We start from the raw sequence: 16,996 nt of genomic DNA, 5'->3' as shown, positions 1-16,996 counted from the left end.
GGTCAATGTTCTTGCATTTGTCATAATAAGCCAAGGCTTTTTGTCTGATTTCTAGTGAATAAGCCATTTGAAGTAGTGATTAGTGAATGGTGATGGAGATATGGGGATGATTGGTATTTTTTCAAGGTTTGTTGGTTATAATTTTCACTTCTCCGACTGCATTCTTGCTTTTCAGGATTAAATCTGAGCAATAAAAAACCCCGCAAAATTTGCGAGGTTTTCTACATATCCGCCAACTTATTTAGCGATTTCACTATCCGCTTTTTGAATAATGTCTTGGGCTTCCGTTTTTACTTCCGCAGCTGCACCTTCTGCAGCATTTGCCACCTGCTCTGCAGCGGCATCAACCGAGGCGGCACCATGCTCATGAACATGTTCGGCTGCTTTTTCCGCAGCTTCCGCAACTTTTTCAGCACTGTCTTCAGCGGCATTTTGCGTAGGGCTGCTTAATTCCGCACCTTGATTGCGGATGTTGTCCGCAGCTTCTTGAGTCGCTTTCGATACGGCACTGGCTGCATTTTCTACGGCATGTTCCCCATTTGCGGCAGCTTGGCTTGTAGCCTGTTTGACGTCTTCTGCTGCTGTTGCAGCGGCATTAGATACAGTATCTGCAGCATTCGCTGCGGCTGCTTGTGCGTCTGCTTTGAGCTCTGCCGCGCCTTGTTTGATATCTTCTGATGTTTGCGTAATGCTTTCTCTGGCAGATTCTACAGCATTTGCGGTCGCTTCTTTGGCATCATGCGCCACTTCTGCCATTTTTTCACCGGCAGCTTGAGTCGCTTCTTTAGTAGCTTGGGCAACATCGCTAGCAACTTCTTTAGTAGCTTGTGCAGCATCTGATGCAGCTTCTTTTGCTGCTTGAGCCGCTTCTCCTGCCGCTACTTTCGCATCTTGGGCAGCAGAGCTGACCGCCGCACCGGTTTGCTCGGCAGCATTAGCTGCTTTTTCTTTAGTGTCGTCGGAACAAGCGCTCAGCAGACCGGCAGATAATAATAAGGCAATCGCTAAATTTTTTGTGTTCATGGTTGGTCTCCAAAATGTAAAGTAATGAACGTAAATTATCATAGCTTGTCGCTTGATGATGTAAAGTCAAACGCCAAATTATGAATAAGACTTCATCATTTGTTTAATGACTTGCTTGCGGGAAATGGCGGATTTTGCCGCTGTTTTGCGCGTCACTGATGCGGCTTTCGCCGACTTGTTTGACTTGGTCAATGCGGATGATTTGGTAATAAGGAATAAAGGCGGTTTCCACCTGCCCGAATTCCAAGCTCAATTTTTCGGTGCGCGGATCGATAATTCTGCGGTTTTCCTCAAGAAAGGTAAAACCTTCCAAACAGATAAATCCTGACATATCCGAAGGATAGACGTGACGGACAAATAAGTCGTAATGTTTGTCATCCGTTTTGAATTGCACGCGATAAATCACGTCTGCTTTTGAATCATACATGCCAGGCCTCTAAAAATTCCGTGATATGAGTAGCGCCGTTTTCCGACAGATGCTGCAAATAAGCGCGCAATTGGGCGATTTTTTCCTCGTATTCCGCCAGCTGCAATCTTCCGCGCAAAAGTTCAAAACGCAGGTAAACGCCGTAGGTATTGAGCACATCGGTTTCGCAATAATCGCAGATTTTTTCTTTTTCGCCGTTTTGCCATAAGGTTTGCACTTGAGAACCGTCGGTATCGAGTTTTCCCGGCAAAGCGCAGAGTTTCGCCACATCGTTTAAGGAAGCACGCGTATTGGCTTGATAGCCGGACAGTACGTCCATCATATCGATATGCCGCCAATGAAAACGGCTGATGTAGTTGTTGTAGCGGAATTGATTGTCTTGCTCACCGATTTCAAAATATGCTGGCGCGCTAATGCCGTGAAATAAGGCGCGGTAATGCAAAACGGGCAAATCAAATCCGCTGCCGTTCCAGCTCACCAATGTAGGCAATGTTTTATCAATTCCGGCAAAAAAGCGGGCAATCAGGCTTTGCTCCGTTTCGTTTTCCCTCCCCAAACTCCATAATTTGACTTTATTACCGCTCAACAGCAATAAAGAAATCGCCACCACTTTATGTAGATGATGGCGGTAAAACGTGCTGCCGTTTTCCGCCAAACGCTCATTATTCATAATGGCGACAATCTCGTTTTCGCTTAAATCCTCGGGCAGCCGATGCAATAAACGATAACCGTCGCAATCAGCGACGGTTTCAATATCAAAAATCAGGACGTTATTATCTAGCATTATTTCTGCTTCCAGCCGCCGCTTTCTACCCACCAACCGCTTTCCGCTTGTTCAATCCAACGTTTGGCAAATACTTGACGGATTTGATCCGCCCAACCGGGCTGATTATTGGCTTTGGCAATCGCCGCATATAGCGCTTTGCGGTCGGCATTTTCTGCATTAACTAATTGCTGCGCTTGTCCGCGCTCGGGCATCGGCACGACAGAAGCATCACGCAAGACCACATAACCATTAGCGGCAAAACCAACGGCGCCTGAAGCATAGTAAGGACGAATTTTGCCAAATCGCGCGCTCATCCGCGATTTAATCGCAGAAATCTCGGCAGAATTGGCATTGAAGTCGATGTCTTGCGCATAGGCAGCGCGACTTGACATACTCACTACCGCTACTAATGCACGCCGCATCGGTTCATCCCAATGCCTATCATCGCTTGCTTGCGGCGGTAGCGGCGTATTTTCCGCGCCCTGCCAAATATCTTCGATGATTTGATCCGCCGCTTTTTCCGCGGCGGCCGCAGGAAAATAGATATTGACGGTAACACAAGCCGCTAATGCCAATAGCAGCACCAACCATGAACTTCTTTTCAGCGCAAGCATATTCGCCTCCGTTTATTCTTTTGCACGACCTAAATATTCGCCGCTGCGGGTATCGATTTTAATCACATCGCCGATATTCAAGAACAATGGCACACGCACCACCGCGCCGGTTTCAATCGTCGCCGGTTTACCGCCACCGCCGGAAGTATCGCCGCGCAAGCCGGGATCGGTATCAATAATTTTGCGCTCGATAAAATTCGGCGCGGTTACGCTGATGATATTGCCGTTCCATAATACGACGGTGCATTCATCTTGTTCTTTCAACCATTTTTCCACATCTTCAATCGCACTTTGCGGCGCCGGCAATTGTTCAAAAGTTTCCGCATTCATGAAATACCAATTGTCGCCGTCTTTATACAAATATTGCATATTGGTTTCCATGACGTCCGCCGCTTCAACCGTATCGCCGGACTTAAAAGTACGCTCAATCACGCGCCCTGTTTTTAAATTACGCACTTTAGTACGCGTAAAGGCCTGTCCTTTGCCCGGTTTGACGAATTCGTTTTCAACAATGCTGTAAGGATCGCCGTCCAGCATAATTTTTAATCCGCCGCGAAAATCATTTGTTGAATAATTTGCCATAAAATTTCTCACTTATTACACATTAAAACGAAAATGTATCACATCGCCTTCATTGACGTGATAATCCTTGCCTTCCAAACGCCATTTTCCTGCTTCTTTCGCGCCTTGTTCGCCGCGACAAGCAACAAAATCCTTATAAGCAATTACTTCCGCGCGAATAAATCCGCGCTCGAAATCGCTGTGAATTACGCCCGCCGCTTGCGGCGCAGTCGCGTTTTTCGGCATTGTCCAGGCACGCACTTCCTGCACGCCGGCAGTGAAATACGTTCCCAAATCCAATAATTCATACCCCGCGCGAATCACGCGATTCAAGCCCGGTTCTTCTAAACCGTACTCGCCCAATAATTCCGCCTGCTCTTCCGGCGCCAATTGGGACAATTCCGCCTCAATCGCCGCACAGACTTCCACAACCACCGCATTCGTTTGCGCCGCTTTGGCATACACCGCTTTCACATGCGAATTATCCGGCGAATTATCCTCCGCCACATTCGCCACATACATCATGGGCTTCATCGTCAGCAAGAAAAACTCGCGCGCTGCGGCTTTTTCCTCATCGCTAAGCGGATAAGTACGCGCCAACTCACCGTTTTCCAAATGCGGTAGCAATTTAGCGATAATCTCTAATTTCAGCTTGGCATCTTTATCGCCGCCCTTGGCAATACGCCCTAAGCGTTGCTGCGCCTTCTCTAAAGAAGCCATATCGGCTAAAATCAACTCCGATTCAATAACCTGAATATCATTTAAGGGATTAACTTCCCCCGCCACATGCACCACATCATCATTTTCAAAACAACGCACCACTTGGGCAATCGCATCCGTTTCGCGGATATTGGCTAAAAATTGGTTCCCCAAACCCTCGCCTTTTGAAGCGCCAGCTACCAAACCGGCAATATCCACAAATTCCATGGTTGCCGGCAAAATGCGCTGCGGATTAACAATTTCTGCCAATGCTTTCAAGCGCGGATCAGGCACATGCACAATGCCTGTATTAGGCTCAATCGTACAAAAGGGATAATTTTGCGCATCAATGCCCGCATTAGTTAAGGCATTAAATAAGGTCGATTTCCCTACATTCGGCAGACCAACAATGCCACAATTAAAACCCATGACTGCTCCTTCTCATTTTTCATTCATTTAAGCACGCAAAAAACATCAAGAGGTTTCATATGAAACCTAGGCATTTTCCGTGTGCAAAAAAAGCATGGCTTTTTCCAAGCTCTCTTTCTGACAAATTTCTATTGCCCGCAATGCCCGAGCAATGCCCGCATCAATTTTTTCGCGCCCTTCTTTGCCGGGTGCCTTTAAAACATAATGCACCACCTGCGAACGATCGCCAGGATGATCAATACCTAAGCGTAAGCGCAGGAATTCCCGAGAATCTAATGCCGCAATAATATCACGCAAACCGTTATGTCCGCCATGACCGCCGCCTTGCTTGAACTTGGCAGCGCCTTCAGGCAAATCCAACTCATCATGCACCACTAAGATTTCATCGGCGCTGATATCATAAAAATTCACCAATGCCGCTACGGATTTACCGCTTGCATTCATAAAGGTTTGCGGCATTAGTAAATGAAGCGGTTTATTCGCAAGCAAGATTTTGCAGTATTGCGCAAAGAATTTTTTTTCTTCGCGCCATTGTGCGCCTCTGGCAATCCTTGCCAGCTTTTCCAATAACCAAAAACCCGCATTATGGCGGGTTTTTTGGTACTGTTCACCTGGATTTCCCAAGCCAACAATGAGCTTAATCATGCAGACTATTCAGCGTCATCCGCCGCTGTTTCTTCAGCACTTGCACCGGATGTGCCGCCCGCAGGACGTAAAATGCTTGCAATCACTAATTGCGACAATTCTTCTTCGCTCAATTCGCCTGCAACGCGCACGCCTTCAGGGAATTTAATATCTTTTGCGGTAATCGATTCGCCGACTTCTAAATTGCCCACATCCACCTCGATGTATTCAGGCAAATGACGCGGACGGCAAACAACGTCCAAGCTGGTTAATACGCGGGACAATACGCCGCCGGCAACTACGCCAGGAATTTTTTCGTCATTGATGAAATGCAATGCCACGCTTGCATGCAATTCTTGACCGCGCACGATGCGTTGAAAGTCAAAATGTTGGAACAAAGGCTTGTAAACGTGGTGCTGCACATCGCGCACTAAGATTTCTTGATCTTCTTCGCCTTCAATTTTCAAATTAATGATTTGAGAGAAAAAGCTGTCGTGCTTAGCGTTTTTTTGCAATTCGTCTTGCTTGATAGCAATGCTTTTCGGATCGGCATTACCTCCATAAACAATAGCAGGAACCCAACCCTCGCGACGCAGGCGGCGGCTCGCACCTTTCCCTTCATCTGTACGCACAACAGCATGTAGCGTATAGCGATATTCTTGATTTGACATTAAATATACTCCAAGTTTAAAAAAGGGTACTTGCGACCAGTACCCTATGAAATTCGCTATTTATAGACTAATCGATAAATAGCGAAGAAATCGATTCTTCAACATGTACGCGGCGAATGCTTTCCGCTACCAATCCCGCAATAGACAATACGCGGATTTTTTTACATTCCTTGGCATCTTCGCGCAAAGGAATGGAATCTGCCACGACTAATTCATCCAAGCCGGAATTATTAATATTGCTGACCGCATTGCCCGATAAAACGGCATGCGTGCAATAAGCAACCACGCTGCGTGCGCCGCGTTCTTTTAAAGCGGTCGCGCTGTTAGACAATGTGCCTGCAGTATCCACCATATCATCAACGATAATGCAATCGCAGCCGGTAATATCGTCGCCGATAATGTTCATAATTTCCGATTCGTTCGGACGCGGACGACGCTTATCGACAATCGCCAATTTTGTGCCCACGCGTTTGGCAATCGCCCGTGCACGCACTACGCCACCGATATCGGGCGACACGACTACAGGGGATTTGAAATCCTGCGATAAAATATCGTTCAGAATAATCGGCGTTGCATAAATATTATCAACAGGGAAATCAAAGAAGCCTTGAATTTGATCGGCATGCAGGTCGAGCGTCATCACGCGGTCAATCCCGACACTGGCAATCATATTGGCAATAACTTTGGCAGAAATCGGCACGCGTGCAGAACGCGGACGGCGGTCTTGGCGCGAATAACCGAAATACGGCATAACGGCTGTGATACGGTTTGCTGAAGAGCGGCGCAGAGCATCGCTTAAAATGAGCAGCTCCATGACACTATCGTTAGTCGGATGGCAAGTCGGCTGAATGATAAAGACGTCTTTCCCGCGGACGTTTTCACGGATCTCGACTTGAATTTCACCATCTGAAAATTTACTGACGCTGGCATTGCCTAATGGCAAACCAAGGTGCTGAACAATTTGACGAGCTAATTGTGGATTAGCATTGCCCGTAAAAACGGTCATACTGCCTCTTGACACGGCAACCACCCATTTTTGATGATGACTAGGAAATTGGCTGGGGCGGCAGGATTCGAACCTACGCATGCCAGGATCAAAACCTGGTGCCTTACCGCTTGGCGACGCCCCAATTAATCTTTTTTTGAGACTCTCGAGCAATTCGAGAGAGCGCCATTATACGAACTTTTTCCTCGGGCGCAAGTTTTTTGCAAACTTTTTTCTCCCTTTTGTCGAGGCAAGAATTTTAAACCTTAAAATACAGCCACATGATTGACTAAGATGCGCAGATAATAATCTTTTTGTCGCATGGTCAGGCGGCGATAATATTGTCCCTGCCATTGATCGACTTCGATTTGCCAGCCGTCCGCGGTAAATTTCGCTTTATCTTGCGGCGCAAACAGCCATTCGCGCAATCTTTCCACAGGAATGGGCAGTCCGAATTCTTGGGCTAATTGCGCATGGCTGATTTCTCTTTCTCCGGAACGGTCGTGCAGGCGGATGCTTTGCGCTTGGTAGGTAATTTTTAATGCTTCCTGTCCTGTCGGATCGTATAAAGAGAGTTCGTCAATCGGCGCTTTATGCAGCCAATGCAAACTGGCGCTGAATGCCTCTTCTTTGCAGCCGCGATATTCGTCGCAGCGCGGGAAACGCAGCGCCACTTTGCCGTCAGCGGCAAAATTGCCGATTTTAAACGCGGATTGCGTGAATGTTTTTTCTTCAAATCCGCTGCTACAGCCTTGCAATACGGCTAGCGCCAAACAGCTTATCAGGCAATAATGCTTAATGTTCATCGGCTAGTCCTAAACGTTGTCCTATTTCGATTAGATGGGGATTATTGGGCTGTCCCCGCATTTCGTTTTGATACACTTCTCTTGCCAAGTCTTTTTTATCGTTTGCCGCCAGAATTTCCACATAATGCGCGGCAATTTCGTTTTTCCGATAAGCGGCATAGGCGCGCTGCGACCATTTCAAGGCTTCTTGACTTTTGCCTTGTCGATACAAAAGCCAGGCATAGCTGTCTTGAATCGCCGGAGAATCGGGGTATTGGGCAATCGCTTTTTCTATCATGACCGCCGCTTCCTGCCGACGCTCGGTTTGCGTGAGCAAGAGGTAGCCGTAGGCATTTAAGGCATCGATATTCGCCGCATCAAGGGCTAAGATTTCCTGATAGGCACTTTCTGCCGCCGCCGCATCACCGCTCATGCTGAGATGCTCGGCTTGGGCATAAAGCAAATCGATTTGCGTGGGATAATCTTGCAGGGCGGCGTGTAAAATGGCTTCCGCTTCCGCAAATTTCTTCGCTTGGTCTAATTGTGTGATTTCAACCAAATACATTTCCAGTGCATAGTCCGAAAATTCCTTGCGCATTTCCGCAAAGGCTTGCTGCGCCTGCGCAATCCGTTTTTCTTCAAACAGCATTAAAGATTGCTGCTGTCTTGCCAACATATATAGTCGCGAATCCGCGGGGATGCTTTGCAGCCATGTGCGTGCCGCGTCATTTTTACCGGCGGCGATGGCAGCCTGCCCCATTTGAAAGGCGAATTGGCCGTCTTCGATAATGTCGTGCTCGAGCAAATAGCGGTAGGATTTTTCCGCCATCGCATAATTTTTGCTATTGGCGTACAGCCAAGCAATAAGTTCTTGAATACGCGGTTCGCCGGGGGCGTTTTTATCCCAACGCCGCGCCAATTCCAGCGCATCTTCCCATTGGTAATGTTCCACCAGCATATCGATTTCTGTGGATAACAAACTGCTGTCTTCAGGATAGCGTTTGCGCAGATTCGCCATCATATGCCGCGCTTCTTTCAATGCACCAATGCTGGACAAGGCTTTCGCCTGCATGATTTCCAGTTGCCGCCACTGCTTGTCAATCATTAAGGCATGATTAAAGGCGTCTATCGCCAAATCGATTTGTCCCTGCTCGCTGGCGTGGAGGCCAAGGTAATAATATAAGAAGGGATTATCGGGAAAGGCTTTGCTCAAGCGCTGCAATATCGAAACGCGGTTATTGCCGTCATTCAAATAACTCAGCAGGCGACTGATTTGGGCGATGTTCTGCGGTCCGGCATCGGTTGATAAGACCGCCAGCATTTCCGCATAGGCACTTTCCACGTCGTTTTTCATCAGCAGGGCGCGCATCAATGCCAGATGCGCCTCGCTGTCTTGCGGATAGGCGGCAACCCAATGTCGGGCGATTTCCGCCGCGCGTTCTATATATAAGGCGCTGATTGCCAAATCGTAGGTGTAATTAAAGGCTTCATATTGTTTGCTTTGCTCAGCGACATCGGCAATCGAACGGATAGCATCTTGGTAGTCGTCGGCTTGTTTGGCAAAATTTGAGGTCAGCGCGTTAAACAGCCAATGCGAGGAACTTTGCCAAGCAGGCGGCTGCGGTATTTTTTCGGCATTTTGAGATGTTAGCGTATTGGCATATAATGAGCCGCTTAATAAGAGCGCGCTATACGCGGCACGTTTTAGAAAAAACAAACTGTCTCCAAATCGTTGAGCAAACGAGAAAGCATAAATCATACGCTATCATGAGCCATTTCGCATTACCAACCGCTGGTTTTGAAGCACCACATATCGCCAGTTTCGGCTTAAATCATCAAACTGCCAATATGGCAGTGCGCGAACAGCTTGCCTTTTCGCCGCAGCAGGCGGCGGAAATTCTCGCGCAAATGCGTCATGATTTTCCGCAGACGGAAATCGCCCTGCTTGCCACCTGCAACCGCACGGAATGGTATTTGTGCAGCAGCGAACATCTGCCCAATATCGGACAATGGCTGGTCAGCCAAGGCTATCTTCAGGCGGAACAAGTACAGAGCAACACCTTTCACTATCAAGACCGCCATGCGGTGCGACATCTGTATCGCGTCGCCTGCGGCTTGGACTCTTTGATTTTAGGCGAGCCGCAAATTCTCGGACAACTCAAATCCGCCTACCGCCTCGCAAAAGCACAAGGCACCTTAGGCTCGGCGCTGGAACGTTTGTTCCAGCAAAGTTTTGCCGTTGCCAAGCAAATCCGCCACAGCACCGCCATCGGCGAAAACCCCGTTTCCGTTGCTTATGCTGGTGTCAAACTCACGCATCAATTCTTTGACGACCATCCGCAGCGCTGCGCGCTGATTATCGGCGCCGGCGAAACAGGACAATTAGTGGCGCGCTATCTGCGCGATTTAAACCTCAAACGGATTATTATCGCCAACCGTACCCTAAGCAACGCCCAGAGCTTGGCGGAAGAAGTGGGCGGCTATGCCATCAGTTTGGCGCAAATCAGCGAACATCTGCATGAAGCGGATATGATTTTCGGCGCGGCGCAAATGGACGAACTGATACTGAATAATGCCCATCTTCAGCAATCTCTGAAAAAACGCCGCCATGCCTTTCAGGTATTGGTAGATTTGTCCCTGCCGCGCATTTTCGACAATGACATCGAGCAATTGGAAAACGCCTTTTTATACGGCATCGACGATTTAGAGCAAATTATTGACGTCAATCGCGAAAACCGCCAAAAAGCGGCGCGACAGGCAGAAGTCATGATTAATCTGCACAGCGACGACTTTATCGGCTGGCTGAATTCCAAGCCGCAGCAACTGCTTATCCGCCAAATCCGCCAGCAAGCCGATGCCTACCGCCAAGAATTGCTCGGCGAAGCCTACCGCCGCCTTGCTTTGGGCGAAGATCCCGCGCTCATCATTGAACAAATGAGCTACAAACTGACCAATAAGCTCCTTCATTCCCCCAGTGCGATGATTCACGCTATACCGCCCAATCACAAAGAATGGCTGGCAATCATGGCAGATACCTTTGACAAAGAAAGAAATAATCACTAATGCATCCATCTATCCGCACCCGCTTAAGCGAAATCCAAGAACGCTATGAAGAACTTAACGCCCTGCTTGCCGATGAGCAAACCGTTGCCAATCCTGATTTATTGCGCAAATACAGCCAAGAGCATGCGCAAATCTCGCCCATTGTGGAAACACTCGGCGAACTACAAGCCCTAGAAGCCGAAAAAAACGATTTGGCAGAACTCGCTGGCGATGCGGAAATGCGCGACTATGTGCGCGAAGAAATCCCGAAAAACACCGCCGCCATCGAAGCATGCGAACACCGTCTTGAACGCCTCATGATTCCGCAAGACCCCTTGGATAGCGCGGACGTCTTCCTTGAAATCCGTGCCGGCACAGGCGGCGACGAAGCTGCTATCTTTGCCGGCGATTTATTTCGCATGTATTCCAAATTTGCCGAACTGCAAGGCTGGCGCGTGGAAATTCTCTCTGAAAATGCCGGCGAACACGGCGGTTATAAAGAAATCATCTGCCGCATCAGCGGCGAACGCGTCTATTCCACCTTAAAATACGAATCCGGCGCACATCGCGTGCAACGCGTTCCCGAAACCGAGTCCAGCGGACGCATTCACACCTCCGCTGCCACCGTCGCCATACTGCCGGAAAGCGAAGAAATCGCCGATATCGACATCAACCTGGCGGATCTGCGCATCGACACCTACCGCTCAAGCGGCGCCGGCGGACAGCACGTCAATAAAACCGACTCCGCCATCCGCATCACCCATATTCCCAGCGGTCTTGTGGTCGAATGCCAAGAAGAACGCTCGCAGCACAAAAACCGCGCCAAAGCCATGCGCCTGCTGCAAGCCCGCCTGCTCGACGCCGAACGCCAAGCCGCCCAATCGCAGCAAGCGGCGGAGCGCAAAAGCCTTGTCGGTTCGGGCGATCGCAGCGAACGCATCCGCACTTACAACTACCCACAAAGCCGCGTAACCGATCACCGCATCAACCTCACGCTCTACAGTTTGGCGGAAATTATGGAAGGCGCCTTGCAGCAAATCACGCAGCCTCTACAACAAGAACAAGAAACCCAAGCCCTACTCGCCCTACAAAGCGAAACACGCTGATGCAGCCGCTAGAATGGCGGAAAAGCAATCTGCACCGCCTCAATACGGATAACCCTGATTATGAACTCAGCCTTCTGCTGGAACACATCACAGGCTTGAACAATGCCCAGCAGCGCATCAGCAGTCGTCCGCTCAGCAACGAAGAATTGCAGCGTTTAGAAATATACCTTCTGCGCCGCATCGCTGGCGAACCTATGGCGTACATTCTCGGCACACAAGCCTTCTACGACATCGAACTGCGCGTCAATCCGCACACCCTGATTCCGCGCCCCGACACCGAAATACTCGTCGAAGCCGCCTTAGAAAAAATTCCTCGCGACGCCGCATGGCAGATTGCCGACCTCGGCACCGGCAGCGGTGCTATCGCCATCAGCATTGCCAAACACCGCCCGCACTGCCGCCTCATTGCCGTTGATAACAGCATCGCCGCGCTGCAAACCGCCGCCGAAAACGCCCTGCTCAATAAGGTAGATAACATGCAATTTATCTGTGCAAACTGGCTGGACTGCTTTGCCGCGCAATCCTTCACAGTCATTCTCAGCAATCCGCCCTATATCGCGGCAAACGACTCGCATTTGTCCGCATTGCAATATGAACCGCAAAGCGCACTTATCGCCGCCAATCAAGGACTGGCGGATTTGCAGCACATCATTCAAGACGCCGAACAAAAATTGGAAAGGCAAGGCTATTTGATTGTAGAACACGGCTGGCAGCAAGCCGCCGCCTTACAGACATTCGCCGCCCAAAGCGGCAAATGGCAAGACATCCATAGCCGCAAAGACTACGGCGGCAATGAACGCATCACATTGATGCAGAAATCCTAAACAAAGCGCGGCACGCCGCGCCTAATCAGCACAGCGACATGTGCCGCCTCTCATAGCAGCACGAGAATTTATTGATGCCGGATTTTCCACACGCGATGAATGCGCGGATTGCGCTCAAAGTCCTTATCGATGGTCGCAGCACTAATTTCCTTAAGCTGAAATGCCGCCAATGCCGCCTCATCTAATTTAAAACCGCGGTAATTATTGGAAAAATACAAAACCCCGTCTTTAGCCAGACGTCGCATGGCTAATTCAATCAATGCCACATGATGTTTCTGCACATCAAATAGGCGGTTTTCTTTTTTGGTATTAGAAAAGGTCGGCGGATCGCAGAAGATAAGATCGTATTGGTCCTGCCCTTTTTCCAACCATTCCATCACATCGGCTTTAACCAAGCGATGCTCGGAACCTAAAGCATTCAAATGAAAATTATCCTGCGCCCAATCCAGATATTTACCCGACAAATCAACGCTGGTGCTATATCGCGCACCGCCTAATGCCGCATGCACGCTGGCGGAAGCGGTATAGCAAAACAGATTCAAAAAACGCTTTCCCTGCGCTTCTTTTGCCAGCATCAAGCGCATGGGGCGATGGTCTAAAAACAAACCCACATCCAAATAATCGCGCAAATTCACGAGAAAATTCGCCCGCCCTTCCTGCATCATCAACCGCTGCTCGCTATCGCCTAATTTTTCGTACTGCTTATTGCCCGATTGCCGTTCCCGCGTTTTTAAAACGATATTTTCCGGCGCAACACCGCTGGCGACAGGCAGAGCTTGCAAGACATCAAATAAACGCTGCTGCGCTTTTTCCTTGGGAATCTCTTTAGGCGCGGCATATTCCTGCACCAGCAAATGCTCGCCGTAAATATCTATCGCAAAGGCATATTCAGGCAAATCTTTATCATAAATGCGGTAAGCATTTGTCGGCACATTCGCCGCCCATTTTTTTAATTTGCCGAGATTTTTTTGCAGGCGGTTGGCAAACATTTGCGCCGTCTCCGACAAAGCGCTCGGTGCGTCTTCCAACACCGCTTCCCGTATATCTTGGGCATCTTCGGGCTGCTGCGCACGCCCATAAAGCAGAATCTTACCCTCCAAAGCGCCGTTAAAAATTTGATACTGCCGCTGCGCACGCAGTTTCAAACGCTTCAGCAAGGCTTCATTGGAAGCGATTAAAGTCATTGTCCAATCATCGGGAAAGGTTTTAAAAGCCTGTCCGATATGCGTATACAGCGGCACCAAATCCGTAATCTCACCCAAACGTTCGCCATAAGGCGGATTGGAAACGATAAACCCTGCTTCGCCATAGGCTTTTTCAAAGCGAAAACGCTCCACAGCACGCGTTTCAAAATGAATATATTTTGCCAAACCTGCCGACTCGGCATTCTTCCTTGCAGCCGCCAAGACTTGCGCATCGCTATCAAAACCGTAAAATTTATAGGAAAAATGTTTCAGCCCTTCTTCCGCCCGCGCCTGTGCTTCGCCGAGCAACTGCCGCCAATGACTGGGACGATGCTGCTGCCATTGTTCAAATCCGAATTTTTGACGTTTTAAGGCCGGCGCAATATCCGCCGCCATCATCAAGGCTTCTAGCAATAAAGTACCTGCACCGCACATAGGATCAATCAAAGTCTTTTTCGCCTGTGCCTGCTCATGCCATTTGCCGCGATACAGCATTGCTGCCGCTAAAGTCTCGCGAATGGGTGCTTTCCCCTGCCATTGACGATAACCGCGCTCATGCAATGCGCCGCCGGAAATATCCAAAGCCAGCGTTACTCTTCCACGTTGCAGATGGGCATCAATCCGAATATCGGGGTTGTCCGTATCGACATCGGGACGGCGTTTATAATATTCCCGCAATCTATCCACCACCGCATCTTTAACCTTTAAAGCGCCGAATTGCGTATTGCGAATCCCCTGCCCCGTGCCTGAAAAACGAATCGCAAAACGCGTATCTGCCGACAAATGTTCCGTCCAATCGATTGTATAAGCCCCTGCGTACAAATCCTCGGGCGAAGCCATGTCATATTCCGTTAAGACCAACAGCACGCGGCTTGCCACTCTTGACCACAAACACAAACGATATGCCGTTAGCTCATCGCCCTCGCCCGAAACCACCGACACGCCGATTTTACTATTTTGCAAACCCAGCATATCCGCCTCCGCTTGCAACACCTGTTCTGTCCCCTTTGCACAAGGAAGAATAATCTTATACATGCTTTTCCTAAATATAATGATATTTGCTTGAACGCAAAGCCCAGTATAATACCGCAATCTCAGGAAAAACTTTATCCTCTATAGTCGGAGAAGTAAAAAAGTAGTACAAGGCGGCGAGCCGCAGACAGTACAAGAGCGTACGGCAAGGCGAGCCAACGCTGTAATACTTTTTCAATTCTTCGACTATATGGAAAATCTCATATTCAAGCTCCGGATAAAATCGAACAGCTTTTTATCTAAGAAATTTGTTCCACATAGGGAAATAAAAACTCAGTTTCATGTGAAACGCGTCAAATCTCCTCAAACAACTTTACTCACTCTTGAGTTGTCAAACCAAGCTGTTAAAGTCGAAGAATTGAAAAAATATTACCGCGTTGCCTCGCCTTGCCCTACACTAAATACGATGCTCCATACACTTTGTACTGGCCGCTGCTTCCGTTTTCGCCCCAACTTTTCACATTTCTCGGATATAGATAAAAACACTCGATAAAATCTCAATCCATTCTTTTTCTTGACCTAATCCTTTTCTTACGTATAATGCGCCATTCTTCCATCGCCCGCGATCCCCAAAGCGACGTGCTTTACTTCTGATTGTTGCCGATGATTCCGCTGCCTTGCAGCCTATGGCAACACCATCTCGTTATTTCAATATTTTCCGCCCTTGGCGGCGTATGGCTTTGCTTCTTTTTCAAAGAGATATAAATGACAACTTTTTCCGATTTAGGACTTCCCGATTTCTTCGTAGCTACCCTCAGACACAGCGGCTACGAACAACCCACCCCTATCCAAGCGCAAGCGATTCCTTTGGCACTTGCCGGCAAAGATTTGCTCTTATCCGCGCAGACCGGTTCGGGCAAAACGGCGGCATTTGTGCTGCCGCTATTGGCAAAATTATCCAAGCGGCCTTCCAAAATCAAAAAACCGCGCGCCCTTATCATCACGCCGACCCGCGAACTTGCCCAGCAAGTGCAAGACAGTTTGCGCAAATACAGCCGCGGTATGGATTGGCTGTTTTCCATTCCCCTGCTTGGCGGCGCGCCCTACGGCGGACAAATTCGCGCGCTGAAAAAAGGCGTTTCCGTCGTCGTCGCCACTCCTGGACGCCTGCTTGATCATCTGCGCGAAGGCACTTTAGATCTCTCCAAATTGCAATACCTTGTCATTGATGAAGCCGACCGCATGTTAGACATGGGCTTTTCAGACGATATTGCCGCAATCATCGATGCCTGCCCGCTGGAAAGACAAACCATCATGAGTTCCGCCACATGGGACAGCGCGGTAGGCAAAATCGCCGCCGGCTTCACTTACCAAGCGGAAAAAATCGTGATTGCCCCGCAGCATCAGCACATTGAAGAAAGCATTTATTTCAGCGACGACCAGCAGCATAAAAACGCCCTGCTCGACCGCCTCTTAAGCAGTGAAAACATCAAACAGGCGATTGTTTTTGCCGCCACCAAGAAAAGCAGCGAAGAAATTGCGGCCATGCTGCATGAGCAAGGACATCGCGCGCGTTTCTTACACGGCGATTTACCGCAGCAAAAACGCAATCGCATCGTTGAAGATTTGCGTAAGGGCAAAACCGATATTCTCGTAGCGACCGACGTTGCCGCCAGAGGTATCGACATTCCGGCTATCAGCCACGTTATCAACTATGATTTGCCGCGCCAAAGCGAAGACTATGTGCACCGCATCGGACGCAGCGGACGCGCAGGACGCACAGGAACGGCAATGTCATTGGTCAGCCTCAGCGATCGCGCCGTACTGGCGCAATTGCAGCGCTATCTCAAACGAGATTTAAGCGTTGAAGTATTGGAAGGATTAGAGCCGAAAAAAGTCGCGCCTATCAAAAAAGAGAAAGCGGCGGGCAAAAATGCGTGTGGTAAATTCTTTAAAGGCAAGCAGGCCAAGCCCTTTAGCAAAAACAAATCTTCGGCTAAAAGCGAAAACTATAAATCCTCAGCACCCAAGCGTAATGCCAAACCAGGCGTCAAATTAGGCGCGGTGAAAAGCAAACGCACGCACGCAAGCCGCTAAAAACCAATCGGAGCAATCTTCAAAAATAAGATTGCTCCGATATTACTTTAACCTGAGTTCGGGATAAGCACCCCACTAAAAAATAAAGAGCAATTGTGATAATCTACTGTTTTGACGAAACAAACCATCACAAAAGCCCTTTAACATGGAATATCTTACAACACTTTTCTGCCAAGTAGATGATTTT

At 48.9% G+C, this 16,996-nt stretch carries 16 protein-coding genes, 1 tRNA gene and 1 pseudogene; 5 read left to right on the top strand and 13 right to left on the bottom strand.

The window, feature by feature from the left end; translation table 11 throughout:
- Window positions 1-237: 237 nt before the first annotated feature.
- The 12 genes from ACJHVI_RS07490 to ACJHVI_RS07435 form a co-directional block, all read right to left on the bottom strand.
- Window positions 238-1,023 carry a hypothetical protein gene (locus ACJHVI_RS07490; protein WP_483184139.1) on the bottom strand — a complete coding sequence of 262 codons (786 nt, stop codon included), beginning with the start codon at window positions 1,021-1,023 and terminating at the stop codon, window positions 238-240.
- A gap of 103 nt (window positions 1,024-1,126) precedes the next feature.
- Window positions 1,127-1,450: a DUF1820 family protein gene (locus ACJHVI_RS07485; protein ID WP_112863926.1), complete on the bottom strand. Its 324-nt coding sequence runs from the start codon at window positions 1,448-1,450 to the stop codon at window positions 1,127-1,129.
- Window positions 1,443-2,234, bottom strand: a complete 792-nt coding sequence (locus ACJHVI_RS07480; protein WP_483184138.1) for a 3'-5' exonuclease — start codon at window positions 2,232-2,234, stop codon at window positions 1,443-1,445. The genes ACJHVI_RS07485 and ACJHVI_RS07480 overlap by 8 nt, the downstream gene beginning before the upstream one ends.
- The gene (locus ACJHVI_RS07475) at window positions 2,234-2,830 is read right to left on the bottom strand and encodes a YdbL family probable chaperone protein (RefSeq protein ID WP_483184137.1); all 597 of its coding nucleotides are present in this window, start codon (window positions 2,828-2,830) and stop codon (window positions 2,234-2,236) included. Before ACJHVI_RS07475 ends, ACJHVI_RS07480 begins: the two co-directional genes overlap by 1 nt.
- Window positions 2,831-2,842: 12 nt before the next feature.
- Window positions 2,843-3,412, bottom strand: coding sequence for an elongation factor P (efp, locus tag ACJHVI_RS07470; protein ID WP_115218013.1), 570 nt, complete (start codon window positions 3,410-3,412; stop codon window positions 2,843-2,845).
- A 15-nt stretch (window positions 3,413-3,427) separates the two neighbouring features.
- Window positions 3,428-4,519, bottom strand: coding sequence for a redox-regulated ATPase YchF (gene ychF / locus ACJHVI_RS07465; protein WP_483184136.1), 1,092 nt, complete (start codon window positions 4,517-4,519; stop codon window positions 3,428-3,430).
- A gap of 66 nt (window positions 4,520-4,585) precedes the next feature.
- A complete protein-coding gene (gene pth / locus ACJHVI_RS07460) occupies window positions 4,586-5,164 on the bottom strand; it encodes an aminoacyl-tRNA hydrolase (RefSeq protein ID WP_483184135.1) in 579 nt (192 codons plus the stop codon).
- A 5-nt stretch (window positions 5,165-5,169) separates the two neighbouring features.
- The gene (locus tag ACJHVI_RS07455; RefSeq protein WP_483184134.1) at window positions 5,170-5,814 is read right to left on the bottom strand and encodes a 50S ribosomal protein L25/general stress protein Ctc; all 645 of its coding nucleotides are present in this window, start codon (window positions 5,812-5,814) and stop codon (window positions 5,170-5,172) included.
- A 67-nt stretch (window positions 5,815-5,881) separates the two neighbouring features.
- Window positions 5,882-6,820, bottom strand: coding sequence for a ribose-phosphate pyrophosphokinase (locus ACJHVI_RS07450; protein WP_172459408.1), 939 nt, complete (start codon window positions 6,818-6,820; stop codon window positions 5,882-5,884).
- Between the two features lie 49 nt (window positions 6,821-6,869).
- Window positions 6,870-6,944, bottom strand: a tRNA-Gln gene (locus ACJHVI_RS07445).
- A gap of 121 nt (window positions 6,945-7,065) precedes the next feature.
- On the bottom strand, window positions 7,066-7,605 hold the full coding sequence (locus ACJHVI_RS07440) for a lipoprotein insertase outer membrane protein LolB (RefSeq protein WP_483184133.1): 540 nt from the start codon (window positions 7,603-7,605) through the stop codon (window positions 7,066-7,068).
- A complete protein-coding gene (locus tag ACJHVI_RS07435) occupies window positions 7,595-9,301 on the bottom strand; it encodes a tetratricopeptide repeat protein (protein WP_483184132.1) in 1,707 nt (568 codons plus the stop codon). The genes ACJHVI_RS07440 and ACJHVI_RS07435 overlap by 11 nt, the downstream gene beginning before the upstream one ends.
- A 50-nt stretch (window positions 9,302-9,351) precedes the next feature.
- On the opposite strand from ACJHVI_RS07435, the gene hemA reads away from it, so the two are divergent.
- Genes hemA through prmC form a run of 3 tightly spaced genes read left to right on the top strand, consistent with a single transcriptional unit; the run spans window position 9,352 to window position 12,556 of the window.
- Window positions 9,352-10,647, top strand: coding sequence for a glutamyl-tRNA reductase (hemA, locus tag ACJHVI_RS07430; RefSeq protein WP_483184131.1), 1,296 nt, complete (start codon window positions 9,352-9,354; stop codon window positions 10,645-10,647).
- The gene (gene prfA / locus ACJHVI_RS07425) at window positions 10,647-11,732 is read left to right on the top strand and encodes a peptide chain release factor 1 (protein WP_483184130.1); all 1,086 of its coding nucleotides are present in this window, start codon (window positions 10,647-10,649) and stop codon (window positions 11,730-11,732) included. The genes hemA and prfA overlap by 1 nt, the downstream gene beginning before the upstream one ends.
- On the top strand, window positions 11,732-12,556 hold the full coding sequence (prmC, locus tag ACJHVI_RS07420) for a peptide chain release factor N(5)-glutamine methyltransferase (protein ID WP_483184129.1): 825 nt from the start codon (window positions 11,732-11,734) through the stop codon (window positions 12,554-12,556). Before prfA ends, prmC begins: the two co-directional genes overlap by 1 nt.
- A 68-nt stretch (window positions 12,557-12,624) precedes the next feature.
- Here prmC and rlmKL read toward each other — a convergent pair whose 3' ends face one another.
- The gene (gene rlmKL / locus ACJHVI_RS07415) at window positions 12,625-14,775 is read right to left on the bottom strand and encodes a bifunctional 23S rRNA (guanine(2069)-N(7))-methyltransferase RlmK/23S rRNA (guanine(2445)-N(2))-methyltransferase RlmL (RefSeq protein ID WP_483184128.1); all 2,151 of its coding nucleotides are present in this window, start codon (window positions 14,773-14,775) and stop codon (window positions 12,625-12,627) included.
- A gap of 73 nt (window positions 14,776-14,848) precedes the next feature.
- On the opposite strand from rlmKL, the pseudogene ACJHVI_RS07410 reads away from it, so the two are divergent.
- Window positions 14,849-14,962: pseudogene (locus ACJHVI_RS07410) on the top strand (IS30 family transposase); the annotation flags it as partial.
- Between the two features lie 515 nt (window positions 14,963-15,477).
- Window positions 15,478-16,809, top strand: coding sequence for a DEAD/DEAH box helicase (locus tag ACJHVI_RS07405; RefSeq protein WP_483184127.1), 1,332 nt, complete (start codon window positions 15,478-15,480; stop codon window positions 16,807-16,809).
- Window positions 16,810-16,996 lie beyond the last annotated feature (187 nt).

It is taken from the genome of Suttonella sp. (assembly GCF_056855035.1).
Note: the sequence above shows the minus strand (reverse complement) of the source record. Positions and strands in the feature narration are given on the sequence as shown.